The 18,079-nt window shown below is 42.4% G+C and carries 13 protein-coding genes; all 13 read right to left on the reverse strand.

What is annotated here, in order from left to right:
• Window positions 1-22 precede the first annotated feature (22 nt).
• The 13 genes from BUA78_RS04880 to cimA all read right to left on the reverse strand — a co-directional run bounded on the left by BUA78_RS04880 (window position 23) and on the right by cimA (window position 18,060).
• Window positions 23-2,023, reverse strand: a complete 2,001-nt coding sequence (locus tag BUA78_RS04880; protein WP_338011604.1) for a TnsD family transposase — start codon at window positions 2,021-2,023, stop codon at window positions 23-25.
• On the reverse strand, window positions 1,990-3,627 hold the full coding sequence (locus BUA78_RS04885) for an ATP-binding protein (RefSeq protein ID WP_072911440.1): 1,638 nt from the start codon (window positions 3,625-3,627) through the stop codon (window positions 1,990-1,992). Before BUA78_RS04885 ends, BUA78_RS04880 begins: the two co-directional genes overlap by 34 nt.
• Window positions 3,596-4,780 carry a Mu transposase C-terminal domain-containing protein gene (locus tag BUA78_RS20590; RefSeq protein WP_238456725.1) on the reverse strand — a complete coding sequence of 395 codons (1,185 nt, stop codon included), beginning with the start codon at window positions 4,778-4,780 and terminating at the stop codon, window positions 3,596-3,598. Before BUA78_RS20590 ends, BUA78_RS04885 begins: the two co-directional genes overlap by 32 nt.
• Complete coding sequence (locus BUA78_RS20595; RefSeq protein ID WP_238456726.1) at window positions 4,719-5,783, reverse strand: hypothetical protein; 1,065 nt, start codon at window positions 5,781-5,783, stop codon at window positions 4,719-4,721. The genes BUA78_RS20590 and BUA78_RS20595 overlap by 62 nt, the downstream gene beginning before the upstream one ends.
• On the reverse strand, window positions 5,780-6,610 hold the full coding sequence (locus BUA78_RS04895; protein WP_072911443.1) for a heteromeric transposase endonuclease subunit TnsA: 831 nt from the start codon (window positions 6,608-6,610) through the stop codon (window positions 5,780-5,782). The genes BUA78_RS20595 and BUA78_RS04895 overlap by 4 nt, the downstream gene beginning before the upstream one ends.
• Window positions 6,611-6,771: 161 nt before the next feature.
• Entirely contained in the window at window positions 6,772-7,623 is an 852-nt protein-coding gene (locus BUA78_RS04900; RefSeq protein ID WP_072911446.1) for a hypothetical protein, read from the reverse strand.
• Window positions 7,624-7,779: 156 nt separating this feature from the next.
• Complete coding sequence (gene drt5, locus BUA78_RS04905; RefSeq protein ID WP_238456730.1) at window positions 7,780-9,240, reverse strand: antiviral reverse transcriptase Drt5; 1,461 nt, start codon at window positions 9,238-9,240, stop codon at window positions 7,780-7,782.
• Window positions 9,241-9,560: 320 nt separating this feature from the next.
• Complete coding sequence (gene glmS / locus BUA78_RS04910; protein ID WP_072911451.1) at window positions 9,561-11,390, reverse strand: glutamine--fructose-6-phosphate transaminase (isomerizing); 1,830 nt, start codon at window positions 11,388-11,390, stop codon at window positions 9,561-9,563.
• A gap of 361 nt (window positions 11,391-11,751) precedes the next feature.
• Entirely contained in the window at window positions 11,752-13,086 is a 1,335-nt protein-coding gene (gene glmM, locus BUA78_RS04915; protein ID WP_072911453.1) for a phosphoglucosamine mutase, read from the reverse strand.
• Between the two features lie 136 nt (window positions 13,087-13,222).
• A complete protein-coding gene (locus BUA78_RS04920) occupies window positions 13,223-14,218 on the reverse strand; it encodes a CdaR family protein (RefSeq protein WP_072911456.1) in 996 nt (331 codons plus the stop codon).
• Window positions 14,215-15,039 carry a diadenylate cyclase CdaA gene (gene cdaA, locus BUA78_RS04925; RefSeq protein ID WP_072911458.1) on the reverse strand — a complete coding sequence of 275 codons (825 nt, stop codon included), beginning with the start codon at window positions 15,037-15,039 and terminating at the stop codon, window positions 14,215-14,217. The genes BUA78_RS04920 and cdaA overlap by 4 nt, the downstream gene beginning before the upstream one ends.
• 161 nt (window positions 15,040-15,200) lie before the next feature.
• On the reverse strand, window positions 15,201-16,370 hold the full coding sequence (locus tag BUA78_RS04930) for a CapA family protein (RefSeq protein ID WP_084082311.1): 1,170 nt from the start codon (window positions 16,368-16,370) through the stop codon (window positions 15,201-15,203).
• A gap of 139 nt (window positions 16,371-16,509) precedes the next feature.
• Entirely contained in the window at window positions 16,510-18,060 is a 1,551-nt protein-coding gene (gene cimA, locus BUA78_RS04935) for a citramalate synthase (RefSeq protein WP_072911461.1), read from the reverse strand.
• Window positions 18,061-18,079 lie beyond the last annotated feature (19 nt).

Raw genomic sequence — 18,079 nt, forward strand, 5'->3', positions numbered from 1 at the left:
CTATATGGCGACTTTATCCACCTTACTGTTGATAGCTCTCCAGGCCCAAAGGGCCAATCTCTAAGTTTAAACACCCATATTCCACCCAATCCCGTTTAATACAAACATCTATACTTTGTTCAATATCCGAACGTAACTTATGCGAAAATTCCGGCCTTAGTCCAGACATTCTCGATACTTTCCATGCTTTGGGTTGTTCTCCTGCCAAGTTGATTTTCCGAACGGCCCATTTAATCCTACGAATCTGATATTCTTCAGTAGTATCGTAATTGTTCTTTAAGAACTCTTTTGTAAGTGGCATTTTATCAAGGTGTTTCTCTAACAAACTTAGTGTTCCACTCAATTTACCAATCCTGCTGATAGAAATTCTAACAGGCTTATCATCTAACACTTTAATCCTACTTACTGCTTTTTTGACTTTTAACAGGACTTCTTTATCTCTCTCTAGCCAATTTACTCTCATGTTCTCCTGCTTATTAGCTCTAAAGTACGGCGAATTTTGATTCAGCCATTCTTTATCGTGTCTGTATAGCCATATATAAGTACGGGGCGCCAATTTTCTTAATTCAGTCTTTGATGCTTGATTATGGTGCCGCCGCAACTCATACCAATCTTTTCTATACTTGTCTCTTTTATCTTCTTGATCATTTTTTGTAATCCGAACAGGGTTTAGTGATTCCGTTGTTTTGGTCTTCCAATGGTAAGTTAACCCCAATATACCTGCATACTTCTTTACTGTCATTGGATCTACCTTTAGCCTACGGGCTACTTCTCGTAAACTGAGTTTCTCTTGCTCCACCAACTCTTTTAAACGTTGTTCCCATACAATACCAAATGCTTTAATACGTCCAATCTTATGGCGATCTTCAGGCCTTTGGTCCGGTCCTCGACGTGAATATACAAAACCACAAGAGCAAGTAAACGTTCCTACGGGCCTCTTTGTATCAGCACAATGGCTTAAAGCTATTTCGCTTACCATAGGTTCTAAATAATGTCTAGCAGCAGCATTTAAACAAGGCCAAGGCCCCAGACCGAAGGGATTGAGCCTGAATTCAAAACCTTTTAACCATTTAATGGATCCGCCTAGAAATTTGATCATCAATAGATGTCTTATAGGATGAAAAGATTTTCTATGCTTACGAACAATGGCAGCTAGCCAACAATTTGGGTCATGATATTTAACAGGTGAATATACAGTCCTTAAAAATTCTATCCCATAAAAAGAGACAAATTCTTTTGCTAAATCCTCCTGGTAGACTCTGCCGGTCGAAGTAGCCAAACCCCTGTCCTTTAATTTTGAGAGATAAAGTTCCTTAAGATTAGCTGTTTCTATATTTACGCCCTTCATATTTAACAGCTGCCGAATATCTAAAGCCAAATCAATAAATTTTGGGAACACATTTTTATCGAAACAGGTTCTTACATTGTAATTTTGACAGTTCTCTTTGCTAGAAGAAATAAATTCATGTTTGTTTTGCCCGTGAACCGAAACAGAACTATCTAATAAAAAATGGCCATGATGTGGACATACTATCACCCCTGGTACTTGGTGCAAGCGATGCCAATATAGTTCACCATAACTTGATTTATCTTCTGTCAAACAACTAGGACAAAAGCGCAAATACCTTGGTGTAACAACCGTACTAGCTAAGATGCCAGTCATAGCATGGGCAGATCCACCATAGGAACCCATCATGAGCAATAGTAAACGAGTAGCTCGTTCTTCTGGCAAGAATGGTGAGTAAAAGGGGTACAAGGAATGTTTGTAAATTAATTCATCGGCACCATAATTCCAACATGCTGGCATATTGCTAATAAGATTTTCTATATTGCAAGGCAAGTCAAGTATTGCAGTTGCATTTGTATTGCCAAAAAGATCTCGAAGAGTCGCCTTAGGACTTGTATTACCACTTCTGATGTGATAACGTGCAAAAACACTATATAATATTTCATCCGGATAAGGGGTAGGAAAAAAGCCTAGGCTACTTTTTAGATTGCTTCGATAAATTCCCCTAATGGTGATTTTATATACCCCATCTCTCGCAAGGACTCATATGCGGATTTTTTTAGTTCCCTGCCATTTTTTACAATCAATCTGAGATCTTCTAAGTCATTTGGTTCATTCTTCTTTCTATCTGGCTTAGATTTCACGGTTCCTGTTGGTAATGCCAAAGCAAGAGCTGCATTAGTGGCTAATATGATGTCACCATCACATTCACCTCGTTCTACAACTTTACGTGCTGATTCCCTTGCCACTTGAGAACCAATTCCAACGCTAGTAAGCCTTAAGCTAATTTCCCTAATAAACTGCTCCTTAGGATTGTTAGACCGGGTATGTTTTCTACTTTCAAGCTTTGTTGAATAGTCTTCATAGAAAGATTCCATATCTATTGGTCGAATGTCATCATATTTGGCAATCTTCTTAGGGTCGCCCGATTTTAAAGCATCTATCATGGGTTTAACAAGCTTTAAACTATCTTCAGCTACGGTTCGTATTGTCTCTGCTGTGATCACTTCTTCACCGTGGGTAATCGCTCTCCATTGGGATAAAATAAATAGTTTAATAGCAATATCAATAATACCCTGACTCTCGTAGTAAAAAACCTCTATAATTTCATCTGTTAGAGGAGATATCTCTTTTGTCCATTGGTAGCCCCACATTCCCTCAACTAAAAGGTCCCATTCCCCATGCCTTTTAAATCTAGACCAATCATTATCCCCTTGACCACTGCCCCTCCTGGCCTGCCGGAACTCTCCTTGAACCACAGACAGTGCTTTAGTGGTTCCGATTAACACTACTGGGACACCGATTGTGTTTACCAATGTAACAAAGAAGTTAAGCATTTTATCAGAGCCACCACTCTTGGCTAGACTCAAGTGTTGAATTTCATCAATTATTAACATACCAAGACAGTGAGCACTTGCAATTTGGGCCATCCTAGATAATAAAAATTCAACAGAATTTCGGGGAGAGCCAAATTTTCTAAAGTAATTTGTTCCTATAATCTTATCAATAGTCTCGAAAAAGTTAAAACATAGCCCTTTTAAAGATCCGTCAAATGGGCAGTCTAATTTTAACCATGTTAATTGATAGAGACTTAGGTTTATTCCCTTATAATTTGAATGAACAATAACCCGAGGATAAAGTTGTAACACCCTATTTACGGCAGTTGTTTTGCCCATACCGGAAATTCCAATGATTGTAAAACCTGAGGATGTAGTTCCCAGTCCAACGTCATCAAAAATATCATATCCGCCACTTTTAATTATTCGGTAACCATGCTGAAGTCGGGTAGCATATTGGGGATTCAAAGGATTTCGTCCTAAGTACCCCTGCCTTATTAATCTGGAAAATCTTTGTTCTAAATCTATATGACGTTCCAATGGTTCAAAATAGCTAAACAGTCTATTAACGCAATGATACCGATAATGGGCATCCAGTTCCCGTTCTCCAGAATTATAACTTGGTAGGCGGGTTAGGCAATCAACAACTTGCTCCTCTGAAAATATAGGGGGTAGAGCCTCAATTAAAGGATTGCCTTTGTAATCATCCAGAATTTGTTCACTATATATCGCTTTTCTAATATTTCCATCTTCAATCTGTTGTTGTTTGCTCTCCTTTTCCATGCATCCTTTCCCTCTGCTTCCTCTTTAATAGTTCAAAGCGAGCATCATTATCAGTTTTCATTTTATCCTTATTTGAAATCGACTTATTTTTTGAAGGTTCGTTCTTGCCTAATTCAAATGCCTCTTTTTCTCGATTAATTTCCTTTTCAACCTGACGATTCTTTTGAATACCTTTCACCTTGCTGGAATTACTTACAGTATTGCTACTTACCATTTTTGTCATATCTTCTGCCTGTCTAACAATACTCTCTATGTCAGATTTTAAATCGGACTCGGATTGGAGGTTAATGTAGGCTGATTTCTGTTCCTCAAGTTTCTCGTATTCCATAAGATATTTTATCTCATCAAGAGTCTTTTCAAAGTAGCGACTTTGAGAATCAAGTAGGTAGCATTTTTCATAAAATGTTTGATCCTCTGTATCTCGGATGTATATTGAATTTAAATTTCTTGGGTCGTAGGAAATATCTACTTTCCATGTCTTCCTTCTTGCTCTGTCAAACCACATCTCTCTAATGGCTTTATCACAACTATAGTGTAATTTTTTATAAATAATTCCTTTATGAGTAACCCGGGCAGTATCCTTTGGCATTAGGCTTAGTTTAACAATGTCCTCCGGGTAATATCTTAAGGAACCTGAACGATTGGCAATACCCCATTTCCATAGTTCCACTGGTACTGGCTTAACTTCGTCAGCAACCATCATTTCATCCCTCGAATATGTTGTTAAAAAATGTTTAGTATTATGGTAAATAATGCACTTAATTATTATTTGGGTAAATTGATATATGTCTAACTTTGCATCCAGCCGATAGTCTCTTACCCCTCTTTCCCGGAAGTCCTTATCCACATACCCTGGCAGGAAGGGCTTTACTCTCTGTTGAATGACCCGAAAATGTTGCTCTACTATTCCTTTCCAATCAGCGCGATATGGTGGTGCATATTTAATCTGTATATTTAGAGTATTAGCAAAGGATTCCGCGTTCTTTCCTATCATCTCACCTCTATCTGCTACTATCATTTGTGGAACATGACAGCAGGGCCAGTCACTTTCTCTGATGTCAATCTCATATTCTTTACAAAATTTAACTTTGTCAGAAGAAGCATTTATCAACGCCATCATGGCACCTAACCACGAAGGTTCCTTCCAAGCCAACATACAACCCCGTTATTAATCGACTAGAGACATCTATAAGTACGTAAACTACCGGTCGGCCAATAATCCAGTCCCGATTATACCTTGAAACTAGATATACATCGCAAACTGTTGCATCTATCTGGAAAACTGAGCCTGGGCCGATTAAACCTCCCATGGAACTTCCTAGAACCGGTCTATGCTCAAGTTCATATTTCTTTGAGCTCTTTCTAGCTATAGTTTCTTTCTTGATATCTTGTTCCTTTTCGTGCCAATATTTGAATTGAGTAAGTGTTGGTAACTGGCTAGCTGGCTTTAACAGTGGTTTTTCAACACCGTTCACATACCTTACATCATCGACATAAAATTCCCTGATCATCTGTTTATATGTCTCTACTAGGGTATTTTCTTTTCCTGTGTGGTAATATCTATTTATGGCTATACGGAAGATCTTTTTAGTCTCCTCATCTACATTTACTCCCTCACCAATAAATGGAGCGTTTTTCCTAGGCCTACCTCTCTTCTTTTCACCAGCTTTTTTAGGTTTACCACGTCCTCCCGACTTGTCGTAATCGGGCAGCAATGCATTCTTATTTTTTCCCCTCTGCCAATACCTTCTTAGATATTTATAAATAGTTTTTTCTGTTACACTGAATTCCCTAGCTACTTTCTTTACTAACGGCCCCCGGAGTTCTCTTCGATAGATTTTGGGTTCATTTTCTACTAACGAACCTATAACAGACCATGCCTTATTACGGATTTCCCTATCTTTTTCGTTTAGGTCATCCTCACTGGCTAGTTTTATCGTAGGATCAGCAGTAAGCTTTGTTGCTATACCATTCTCAAGAGAATCTAATATTTCCGATATTGTTTTTATTCTAGGAAACCCAGTTTCACTTTGAATATCAATTAAGTACGCAATTACATTACCTTCGTCAATCCAGAGTATTCTTTCCACGATATTGCTACCGTCATCGTCATCTCCCCATTTGATTAGCTCATTTACTGCAAGAATGGAATTCAAGATGTCATCACCCCATATTGAGGATTAACAATTACCTCTTCCACTACAATTTGACCTATCTTAAGCTCCTTACTCATATCAACAATAATTTGCTTTTGAGCAATAAGATGTTTAAGTACATAAAGCGAAGTTCCCTTTTCTAATTTCATTTGATGGTCAAGTTCTCTTAAAATCTCATGGGTCGGTTTTATTCGCTCACTCAAACGTTCCTTAAGAACTGCCGTGACATATGTTAACTCTTGTATATCTGACCTGCAAGTCGATACTAATTGGTGAGCATCATGTAGCCATTCCACATTTTTGACCATAGTCAAAGGAATTTCTTTTTCAGTAACAATACCCCAGTTAATATTCCTTGCTGCCCAGTACCGCCGTTCAATCTCAAATTTTTCGATTACTCTTCTCTTATCTAACTCAGTTGATGGTTTTACTGTCCTTGCGATATTTACTTTATTACCATTTGACAATACCGTTATTAAAAAATCAGTTGTTGACACAATTGGAAACCCTGTTTCCCGATCTGTTGGATACTTAATTCCCAGTTCTTCAGAAATTTTTTCTGTCTCCGAAAAATCCAGCAATGGGTACTGTTCCCTTATATCTATAACAACATCGGACCACTCTAACAAATAGAAATACTGCAATTCAAGCTGTGACATAAAGTGATGTAGTCGATTACTCTTCCATCCAGGTGCCTTAGTAGACCAACCTTTGGAAGGAAAGTCTTGTACTTTTATCCAAGGCTTATAATTTTTACCCTCACCTTGTCCACGCCCCTCTCTTAGATACCTTTTGTATCGTTGCTCATCCCAGGTATATTTTGCCATAAAAAATGCCACCTTTTGGTTATTTACAATATAATAACCCAAAACGTGACATTTTTAACGATTTATTGTTTTTATTGTACGGTTTTTATATATAAACTGAGGTATTAGAATTTGTAGATTTTTACTTGGATTTTACAGTCTATTACATCAAATTATCCAGTCTAAAAATTATCTGAAGTTAATACTATCTTATCCAGTAATTGGTTGATTTTTCCCAAAACAATTTCGAGTTGACGAAGAGTACCTTTATCAACACTTTTCAAATGACCATGAAAAACTAAATTCCTCATCTGACCTATTTTAAGTAACATGTTATGTAGATCGGCAGTAATCACTTGGTTATAAAGTAACTCATTAATCATATCTCTATATCCTGGAAACCTTACTTTGGACTTAACCAAAATTTTTCTTGATTCAAGTAGACTTCTAATAGAGTTCTCTAGGTCTACAAACTTTGTAAAAAAGATTTCGGGTGCAACAACTTCACCTGTAGTTTCAAAACCTTTCTCTTCAATTAATTTCTTAGCAGTTTTGCTGTATTTGTTCGGGTCAATTATTGAAATTACAAACCATATTCCAGTTACAATAGCGATAAGATTTAATAAACTTGTGATAACTATCAAATCATGTTTGAGATTAAAATTTATACCACTTAATAATACCATTGCTAAACTAAATATAATGGCTAAGCCGGTTATAGTAGATAGAGTTTTAATCCTAAAGTAATATTGATTTTTTAAGTCTAAATGGATTTCTTCTAGACTTTCGTCCTTTTGTTGGAGATTATCCATAATTGAGTTAACTAAGGAGTAACCAGTTACTAAAAAAGCCACAAATGCTGCGATTGTTTGAGCAGAGGAGCTAAATAACCAATAAAATGTTTCCTTATCATCTAAGAATCTTTTAGTAAATATCGATACATAATGAACTAGAAATAATAAATTTAATACAATAAGCACTAAAATTATAAATTTGGTAATTTTGTTGTCGTAGATTTTGATAATCCAGTTCAATTAGAATCACCTCAACTTCTTTAAAACTATGCTAATTTTTCCTAGTATTGTTTCTCATACATATTACCAAATTATACATTAGGTGATTAACTATATAGCTTATCCAATTTATATATTCAACTTAATTTTTAAGATTACGTTTCCTTTACCTCAATCTCAAATGCTATATTTTGAAGCGATATTACATAACACGTTCATAGTTGGGCTTGCTTTACCGGCATACTTATAAATCTGATTTCGCTTTGCCTTTTCTAATTTACTTAATCCGACAATGGCAGAGGTAGCTTGAATCCCACTTGGGAAATTCTTTAGGTAGGTATCCTTTAGTTCAAACAAACCATATTCGTTTTCAGTAATCTCAAGAATTGCTGATTTCACAATAGTTGTAGCTGAGGGGTGGTTAAAGATTCTTAGTAATATTTCCGCACTTTGTCCATCAAACTTATATAAATCTATAATCATCCGTGTAATCCAAAACAACTCATATTCCTGGATAAACTTTGTTTTAAGTTTATTGGTAATTGATTCCCAAATTTGCCCTTCGTCCCTAATTTCATTCACAAGTTGATATAAGTTTTTTATCAATCCGGGGTATTTTGTTAAAACTAAGTCTGATAAACGATTTGCCTGATATTCATCTTCTTTTAGCAACGAGAGCGCAAGCTCTACATCCTCCTCAGTAACATTTTTTTCTTGAATTAACCATACTAGATATTCAACTTCATCAGGATTAAGCTCTATTGTTACTTGATCTTCTTGAGCTTCTTCATCATAGTTCTTAATTTTTTCTCTTTTCTTAAGAAGAGATTTTTTTATATTATCTAGTTTTCTTTCTTCGAAGTCTGAGGCACGGGAACCAAATTTAGTTTTATCTGTATTTAGGCTCAGGGCATACTTACCTATTATGATTTGAATTCTTATAATGTCTTGTTCTAACGTTTTTTTGCTATTTGAAAAAAGAAATATATCATCAAGGAATCTAATAATTGCAGGACTCCATAATTCTCGCGATTCCTCAATAAATTTTAAGAAGAAATTTCCAACTACTTTTGCCGGATATACTCCTTGAGGAAAACAGTTTATACTCCTACCCCCATTACCCTCTCTTAAAAACTGTCCAAACTGTATTGATTCTTGCTGTGAAACGCTATTAGACACAAAACTTACAACATCATGGTGATAAAAACTATTAAAACAATTTGCTATATCTACTTTTGCAAAATATTTATATTGCTTTTTTAACTCATATTTTCTTCCTCTAAATGAATGATATTGTTTATAGGAACTTATCGTAGTTGATCCCTTGAAGCCATAACCAAAGTTAAAACGCAGTGCCTTAGAATCAGTAGACAGTTGAAAAAAAGATGAATTTCTAAGTACAAAATCGTAGAAATAAAATGTACCTAAAGGATCAAGTTGTAATGACTTTCTTACATGCAAACTGTCTTTTAAAGCATAAACTGAAGGGAACGGTAGAAATGAGGCTTCAGCGTTATTTTGATTAAATACCTTGTTGTAAATAAAATTTCTCAGTTCCTTTTCTCCATGCTCAATATAAAAAAGGTTCGTACGTAATGGAAATAATCCCTTCATATTATCTTCTTTTACAAAACCCATTAAATCCAAAATAATTATCCTCCGCTAAAGCAATTATAACTAACATTAAAGACAATATTGGACATATATCCAGAATATCACTTACATTATATTAAATAAATCTTATTCTTCTTACTTAATCAACTTCCTTTAACTTATTAAATAATTTCAAAATAAAAACACACCACCTTTAATTTTCAGGTTGGTGTGTTTGAGTTTTTGTTAATAAGGTGAATATCATTTTTAATTAATATATATTTTTAATATTTTTTGTATATCTTTTTTATATATTGTACATCATTTTTATTTCTCAACAAAACAGACAAAACTTACCCCTTCCCCTACTCCACCGTCACACTTTTCGCCAAATTCCTCGGCTTATCTACATCACAACCACGGTATACAGAGATATAGTACGCCAGTAGTTGCAGCGGGATTACGGTGATAATGGGTGCCAGGACTTGGTGGGTCTTGGGAATGTAGATGACTTGGTCTGCTACTTTTTCTACTTCGGTATGGCCCTCCATAGCCAGGGCGATGACGGAGGCGTCTCTGGCCTTTACTTCTTTGATGTTGCTAACCATTTTTTCAAACAGACTTTGCTGGGTGGCTAGCGCGATCACTGGGATGTTTTCCACGATTAGTGCCAAGGTGCCGTGTTTCAACTCACCGGCAGCGTAGGCTTCGGCGTGGATGTAGGAAATTTCTTTTAGTTTTAAGGAACCTTCCAGGGCTACGGCGTAGTCTAGACCGCGGCCGATGAAGAAGGCATCTTCGTGTTTGCAATATTTTTCAGCAAAGTCCTTAATCGGCTGTTCGCCGTCCAGCACTTCCTGAGCTTTGCTATAGATGGCTTTGAGTTCATTTAAAATCTCTTTGATATTACCGGCAGCCAGGGTGTTGCGTTCCTGGGCCAGGTAGAGGGCCAGCAGGTAAATGGCCACCAGTTGGGTGGTGTAAGCCTTGGTAGAGGCCACGGAAATTTCCGGGCCGGCCCAGGTATAGATGATATCATCTGCTTCCCGGGCTACTGAGCTGGCAATTACGTTGGTAATGGCCACCACTCTGGCCCCGCGGCGGCGGGCCTCCCGAAGAGCGGCCAGGGTATCGGCGGTTTCACCGGACTGGCTAACTACCACCACCAGGGTTTCTTCATCAATGAGAGGGTCCCGGTAGCGGAACTCGGAGGCGATATCCACTTCCACCGGAATGCGAACCAGTTGTTCGATAATGTATTTACCTACCAAACCGGCATGATAAGCCGTGCCGCAAGCGGTAATAACGATACGCTTAATGTTTTGAATTTCTTTGGTAGTCATTTTAATTTCATCTAAAATGACTTTATCTCCGGCATGGGAGATACGACCTTTTAGAGTATCCCGAATGGCTCTGGGCTGTTCGTGGATTTCCTTGAGCATGAAATGGTCATAGCCGCCCTTTTCGGCTTCTTCGGCATCCCAGGTAACTTCGAAGATTTCTTTTTGTACCACTTTGCCGGTAACATCCCGGATAATCACTTCGTCTGCCTTTAGCTCCACCACATCCCCATCATTCAGGAGATAGCACTGGCGGGTATGCTTAAGAAGAGCCGGAATATCCGAAGCCAGCAGGTTTTCGCCTTGGCCCAGACCCACCACCATCGGCATATCCTGGCGAACTGCTACGATACGTCCGGGCTGATCTACGGAAATGGTCATAATGGCATAGGAGCCTTCCAGGTGGGAAACGGTTTTTTGCACTGCTTCAATAAGATCCCCTTTGTAGAAGTGCTCAACCAAATGGGGAATTACTTCGGTATCGGTTTCGGATTTAAAGATATGGCCCATGGAGCTCAGCCATTCTCTCAGCTGCAGGTAGTTCTCGATAATACCGTTATGAACCACGGCAATTTTGCCGTCGTTGGATGTATGCGGGTGAGCGTTGACATCACTGGGGCGACCATGGGTAGCCCAGCGGGTATGGCCGATGCCGATGGTGGCATCCAATTCCCGGCCTGTGAGGGCCTTTTCCAACTCGGCCAGCCTACCTCTCTTTTTCTCAACCTTTAAGCCATCCCTATCCAAAACTGCCACACCGGATGAATCGTATCCTCTATATTCAAGTTTCTTTAAACCATCAACAATAATGGGTGTTGCGGGCTTGCTGCCCACGTAGCCGACGACGCCGCACATATAGGTCGACCTCCTTATTCATAAAAATAGTCATGCCGTGACCTTTACCGGCCACGGCTTCTTTTAGTGTTTAAGTTACCCGAAAAAGGCAATAGTATACCTTAGCGTTAACATTAACCAAATGTCGCCTGGTTAGTTACCTGCAGTTTTTGTACCCAGGGTTACCTCTTGGGTTTTATGCTGCGTTATCGGCCGTAACTGGGCCGGAGGGCATCCGCCGAATCTTCGATACTCCCTCTCCTCGTCAACCCCATCGGGGTTCTGGCGCTTCTAGTATATTTAGTTGTACGAACCGCTCTTTGGTAGGCATCACCTCCCTTGCCAGCTTTCAGACTATATTATTCTATGACGTGGGCAACGGTTAAATGTTGCCCACGATGTCTGACATTTTTTCCACAATGGTTTGTAATTCTGCCATATCTTTGCCCTCTACCATGATGCGCACCAAGGGTTCGGTGCCAGAGGGGCGTACTAAAATGCGTCCTTTGCCGGCTAAGTCCCTTTCGAAGCGACGAATGGCTTCGGACATAATAGGACTGTTCATCACCGCAGTTTTATCTTTTACTTGCACGTTTTTAAGAATTTGCGGGTATCTTTCCATTTGGCCGGCTAGTTTGGCTAGGGATTTGCCGGTTTCCTTGATCACTGCCAGCACTTGCAATGCTGTAATTATACCATCACCGGTGGTATTGTGGGCAAGAAAAATAATATGGCCAGATTGTTCGCCGCCAAAACGGGCGCCGGTTTCCAGTAATTTTTCCAACACATAGCGGTCGCCTACTTTGGTTTCCACTACATTGATATCACTGCTTTCCAGTGCCTTATAGAGACCTAAGTTACTCATAACGGTAACAACGGTAGTATTTTTTCTTAGTAGACCTTTGCTTTTGAGGTGTTTGGCACAAAGGACCATAATTTGATCGCCATCTACCAAATTACCCTGCTCATCCACTGCCAACACCCGATCGGCATCTCCATCATGGGCCAAGCCTAAATCTGCACCCTGTTTTACTACTTCTTCCATCAGGACTTCCGGATGAGTTGAGCCACAGCCGGCGTTAATGTTCACACCGTCTGGCCGGTGGAAAAGGGGAATTACCTCCGCACCCAGCTCAGTCAGTACCCGGGGTGACACTTGATAGGCTGCCCCATTGGCACAGTCCACCACAATTTTAAGTCCCTTAAGATCGGTCGTGATGGTGCTTTTAGCAAACTCCACATACTGGTCTAGGGCATCTTCCACATAGTAAACTCTGCCCAATTCTCCGCCCGTGGGTTTGGGAATATCCGGCTCTTCCTGCAAAGCCAGTTTTTCAATTTTGCCTTCTAGTTCATCGGGCAACTTGTAACCACTGGGGCCAAAAAATTTGATACCGTTATCCTGCACCGGGTTATGGGAGGCAGAAATAACGACCCCCGCCCCGGATTTCGTTTTTCTTGTGAGATAAGCAATGGCCGGTGTGGGTAAGACACCTACTTTGTAAACATCCACTCCCACAGAACAAATTCCCGCCACCAAGGCGGCTTCTAACATGTCACCAGAAATTCGGGTGTCTCTGCCAATAATGATTTTCTTCGGGTGTCCTTGCTGCGTGAGTACATAGGCGCCAGCCCGCCCCAATTTAAAGGCGAGTTCAGCGGTAAGTTCAGTATTCGCTACCCCGCGCACACCGTCGGTGCCGAATAGTTTTGCCATTATATGTCCTTTTCCCCCTTGTTCCGAGGAATTTTAACCAAATTAAAGCTATTATAGCTCCCCCCGTTTGGGCTGTCAATTTCAATCATAGTATGAACCAATCCTAGGCTGCGTCAGTTGTCCAATTTTGGTAATTTTACCTACTTTGGTTTGACTGAGTCTGGGGCTTCTCAGGCGGTACCGTATCCACTGGAGGTGGCGTTGGTGTGGGTTCCGGGCCCTGGGTGGGCTGCTTGGCCTTCACCTGAATCGTCACTTCCACTTTCCCCGGGATAATCTCTGCCACCCCTGCGGGCAACAACAAACGAACATCCTTTACTGCATTTTCGGCGATACCATCAATTCTGATGGGTTCCGTTGAGATATTTTCCAGCTCCTTCAATACCTCCACTGGCGCATAGACCAGGACGTTGGCTGGCTGGGGGATGATTCGTACGATCTGATACTGGTCCGCCGGGTTACCGATATAGCGGGGTACTACCTGCAAAGTTCGGGAGGGCATGGTGCGGGTTACAGGCACCAATACCTTTACTCGATCCGGTACGGATGAAACACCCTGGGGTAGTGAAACCGTCAGAGTTTGCTCTATGTTTTGGCTGGCTTCGGAAACATCTACGGTTGCTTCTACGTTTTTGATATCTTTCAGTAAGCGGGCCGGTCCCCGAACCATCACTGCACTGGGCTGTATTACCGGCTCTGCTGCGGAGTACCCTTTAACCGGCTCTCCCCTGAGTACGATTTTAACCGGGAATTGTTTTTGTAGCAGACGGTCTGCCACAATATCAGCCCTAGCCGGATTCATATGGACAATCTGTAAACCAGTAGGCGTTGTTACTTGAATGGGCAGACTATTGGTGCCCTCTTCGACGTTGCTTAAATCAACCACCGCTTGAAAATCCGCAGGACGCACGCCGGAAAGTTGAGCATTCTTGCCCTGTACCCGCACAGAAACGGTTTGGGGCAGGCCGCTCATGGTAATGCCCTGGGGCAGTTCTCCCCGGGTATCCACGGCCACTCGAAAATCCTGCTCTTTAATGGGGTTTTGTACGTTAGTAACGTAGACCCACAGCAACACGGCCAGCAGGACAGATAGCAGCATCATGGAGTTGTTGCTCCACTTCAGCCGAATCATGATTCGTTCCTCCTAAATACACCACTTAAAGATGCCTGGTGCTTTGCCTCCAGGGCATCGGTTAATTTTTGTTTAAGCGTGGCTTCGTCCAACATGCGGTCAAGGGTTCCGTCTACCGCCAGAGAAATAGCCCCAGTTTCTTCCGAGACAATAACAGCCAGGGCATCGGAAACTTCTGTAATGCCGATACCAGCCCGGTGGCGGGTACCCAGCTCTTTGCTAAGGTAGGGATTCTCTGATAAGGGCAGGAAACAAGCGGCGGCGGCTACCCGATCCCCTCGGATAATCACCGCTCCATCATGCAGAGGAGTTTTGGGAATAAAGATATTAACCAAAAACTCGGCAGACACGATACCGTCCAGTTTTACACCCGTAGCAATATGTTCTTCTAAGCCGGTAACCCGCTCGATGAGGATGAGTGCTCCCATCTTATTCTTGGTCAGTACGGTAACGGCCCGTACCACTTCATTGGTCATCCGACTGATGTCAGCTTCTTTTAGTGTATTAATGGTGCGCGCCAAAAATTTGCCCCGGCCCAGTGATTCCAGGGCGCGTCTCAGTTCTGGATGAAAGACAATGGGCAACGCCACCACTAAGGCAGTCATCACTTGCTGCAACAGCCAATTGACCGTATATAAATGCAGCCAACTACTTACGGTAGTGGCTACCAACAGAACAACCAACCCCTTGATAAGCTGTACTGCCCGAGTTCCCCGGATGATGCGCATAAAAAGGTAAAAAATAAGGGTTACCAGGGTAATATCCAGGATACTGGCAAGATTTAAGATGTCAAGGTTCAGCGCCTTTAGTTGTTCCATCAACCGGCACTCCCCCTATTTTTAGATATTTTGTAGTATTTCTCAAAAGGACAGATCAATCCAACTTTTTGGACATACATACTATTTTCGCTACCGATTGAGGATACCCTTCTCTGACATTGAAAAAAGGCCGATCCATGGGATCGAACCTTAACAACAGAGCTTTAGCGATAGTATTTACCCTCAGAATCAATTTGTGTACCGAAGGGTTTCGAGAGATTGAATAGACGAACCAGTTCTGCCGATTTGCTTTGCCCTTCCAGCACCTGAGGTTGCCCCCGCTCTAAGCGAGTCGGTATCATCTGTAAACCCTTGATTCCATTTTTGTCCATGGTCACCAGGGCGATGGCACCGGTACGGGCCTTCAAACTGCTGGAGGTAAAAACAAAATTACCCATACTGTAGAGAATTGGTTTGTCATGATAAACCTCTATCCCTTGTAAACAGTGAGAATGATGGCCCAGGATGATATCTGCCCCGCTGTCAATCATTGTTCTAGCCAGCTTCACCTGATCCCCGGCCGGGTAGTCCGCCAGTTCCTCGCCCCAGTGAATGGCAACCAGCAATAGATCCACTTGACTATCCCACTGTTTAATGGTGTTCAACAAGGTTTTTTCATCCCAACCGCTGGCCACTCCGGGCTGTTCATGCCCGGCAACCCACCAGCCGTAGGGAACCACCCGACTGAAGGAAAGCACTCCTATTTTAAGACCGTTAACCTCCTTGCTCGCCGGTGTCAAAGCTTCGTAGATATTGCGACCCGCTCCGGTGCGAGCGATGCCGTATTGGTCTAAATTTACCAGGGTTTCCTCCAAGGCCGTGGTGCCGTAATCCAGCACATGGTTATTGGCCAGACTCACCACATCAATACCGGCATTTACTACGCCTTGTAGGGTCTCCGGTCTGGCCCGGAAGGTGAAGGATTTGCCTTTTAGAGGGCTGCCCCCTACCCCTACGGCAGATTCCAGGTTGCCAATGGCCAGATCGGCAGCACTAAGGATTGGTTTTACTTTGGCCCAGGGATAATCCACACCCTGTTTTAGCATCTCGGTGCCCACCCAGGAATCCAGGAGAATATCGCCCACCAAAGCCAGGGTAACTTGTGGCGACACGGGCTGTTGAGATGCCGGCGGTTCCAGTGGTGAAGGCTGCGTTGTGGGCTGCTGTTTCTCCAGTAATTGACCAAAGGCAAATTGATTGATTTCCTTCTGGAGCGGGCCAGCGGAGGCTGCGGTAATTTGCCCTGTCTTTGCAGAAAGGGGAATCATCACGAAGGCGTAGAGTACGATAAAAAATAGCACTTTTGCAGTGACCTTGCAGATTTCTTTGTTCAATCCTGAGTCCTCCCAACGTCAAATCACTCCCCTTCATGTATATGTGTATACTGCTCCATATATTACATTTTTTACCAGACAAATTGGGGCAAAAAAGAAGCAGACTCGGAATTCTTTTTCCGAATCTGCCTTGTGTCGACTATTTTAGGGTTTCCGGCAGTAACCCATAGGACATACTGTCCGCCAGGGCCTGCCAACTAGCTTCGATAATGTTCGTGGATACGCCCACGGTACCCCAGGTCTTTTTACCATTGCCCGTTTCAATGAGTACGCGAACTTGGGCTTCGGTACCGGCCTTTTCCTCCAACACCCGCACCTTATAATCCGAGAGCCGCAAACCGGCCACTTCCGGATAAAAGGTTTCCAAGGCCTTGCGCAAAGCATTGTCCAAGGCATTCACCGGTCCGTTGCCTTCGGCCGCGGTGTGTACCATTTCCTCGCCAACCTTTAGTTTGATCACTGCTTCGGAATGAATCGGCTGCTGTTCACGCATCTCTAAGATCAGACGCATACTGGCTAGCTGAAAGGGCTCCTGGTAACCGTTCATGGCTTTATGCAGCATCAGTTCCAAGGAACCTTCCGCTGCTTCAAACTGGTAGCCCCGGTGTTCCATGCTTTTTAGCTGTTCCAGTACTTGGCGACCCTGGGGGCTGCTTTTGTCCAGATGCAACTCTTTATATTTGTAGAGTAGATTAGAAATACCCGATAACTCCGACATCAGCACCCGCCGGGTGTTACCCACCAGTTCCGGGGCCAGGTGTTCATAGGTGCCAGGTTCCTTCAAGAGGGCGCTAACGTGCATACCACCCTTGTGGGCGAAGGCACTTTCCCCCACATAGGCCTGGTTAGCCGGGGGATTGAGATTCGCCTGTTCATACACATAACGGGAAAGCTCGGTAAGATACGCCAGGTTTTCCCGCGGGACCGTTTGGTAATCCATTTTTAAGGTAAGGTTGGGGATGATAGAGCAAAGATTGGCATTGCCACAGCGCTCCCCCAACCCATTGACGGTTCCCTGTACCTGGATAGCTCCCGCCTGTACAGCCATAAGGGTGTTGGCCACAGCCATTTCACCGTCGTTATGGGCATGAATTCCCAGTTCTATCTCCGGCAGTTCTCTGGCTACCCGGCTCACTGCCGCATGTACCTCGTGGGGTAGACTGCCGCCATTGGTATCGCACAGAATGAGGGCGGCTGCTCCCCCTTGGGCCGCAGCCTTTAATACCTCCAAGGCATAATCGGCATTCGCTTTAAAGCCGTCAAAAAAGTGCTCCGCATCAAAGAAGACGGTAAGGCCATGGCTTTTTAGGTAGGCCACTGACTCTCGCACCATGCGCAGGTTTTCTTCCAGCGTGGTATTCAACGCCTTGGTCACATGAAAATCCCACGTTTTGCCGAAGATGGCCGCAGCCTGCACCCCCGCCTCTAACAAGCCGTTGAGGTTGGCATCCTGTTCGGGCACCACCCCGGGACGGCAGGTACTGCCAAAGGCCGTGATAACAGCCTGCTTCAAAGTATATTGCTTGATGCGGTTAAAAAACTCCATATCCTTGGGGTTGGAACCAGGCCAGCCCCCTTCGATATAATGGAAACCCATTTTATCTAAACGCAGAGCAATTTTCACCTTATCTTCTGCCGATAAACTGACTCCCTCACCTTGGGTACCATCCCGCAGGGTGGTGTCGTAGATTTTAATTACGTTCTGATAA

Origin of the sequence: Desulforamulus aeronauticus DSM 10349 (assembly GCF_900142375.1) — a bacterium.
Lineage (GTDB): Bacteria > Bacillota > Desulfotomaculia > Desulfotomaculales > Desulfotomaculaceae > Desulfotomaculum > Desulfotomaculum aeronauticum.

Bases quoted from the DNA above. Each gene is read 5' to 3' on its own strand.
- glmM (WP_072911453.1), bottom strand. From the start codon at position 13,086: ATGGCAAAACTATTCGGCACCGACGGTGTGCGCGGGGTAGCGAATACT.
- BUA78_RS04895 (WP_072911443.1), bottom strand. From the start codon at position 6,610: ATGGCAAAATATACCTGGGATGAGCAACGATACAAAAGGTATCTAAGA.
- glmS (WP_072911451.1), bottom strand. From the start codon at position 11,390: ATGTGCGGCGTCGTCGGCTACGTGGGCAGCAAGCCCGCAACACCCATT.
- BUA78_RS04885 (WP_072911440.1), bottom strand. From the start codon at position 3,627: ATGGAAAAGGAGAGCAAACAACAACAGATTGAAGATGGAAATATTAGA.
- drt5 (WP_238456730.1), bottom strand. From the start codon at position 9,240: ATGGGTTTTGTAAAAGAAGATAATATGAAGGGATTATTTCCATTACGT.
- BUA78_RS04920 (WP_072911456.1), bottom strand. From the start codon at position 14,218: ATGATTCGGCTGAAGTGGAGCAACAACTCCATGATGCTGCTATCTGTC.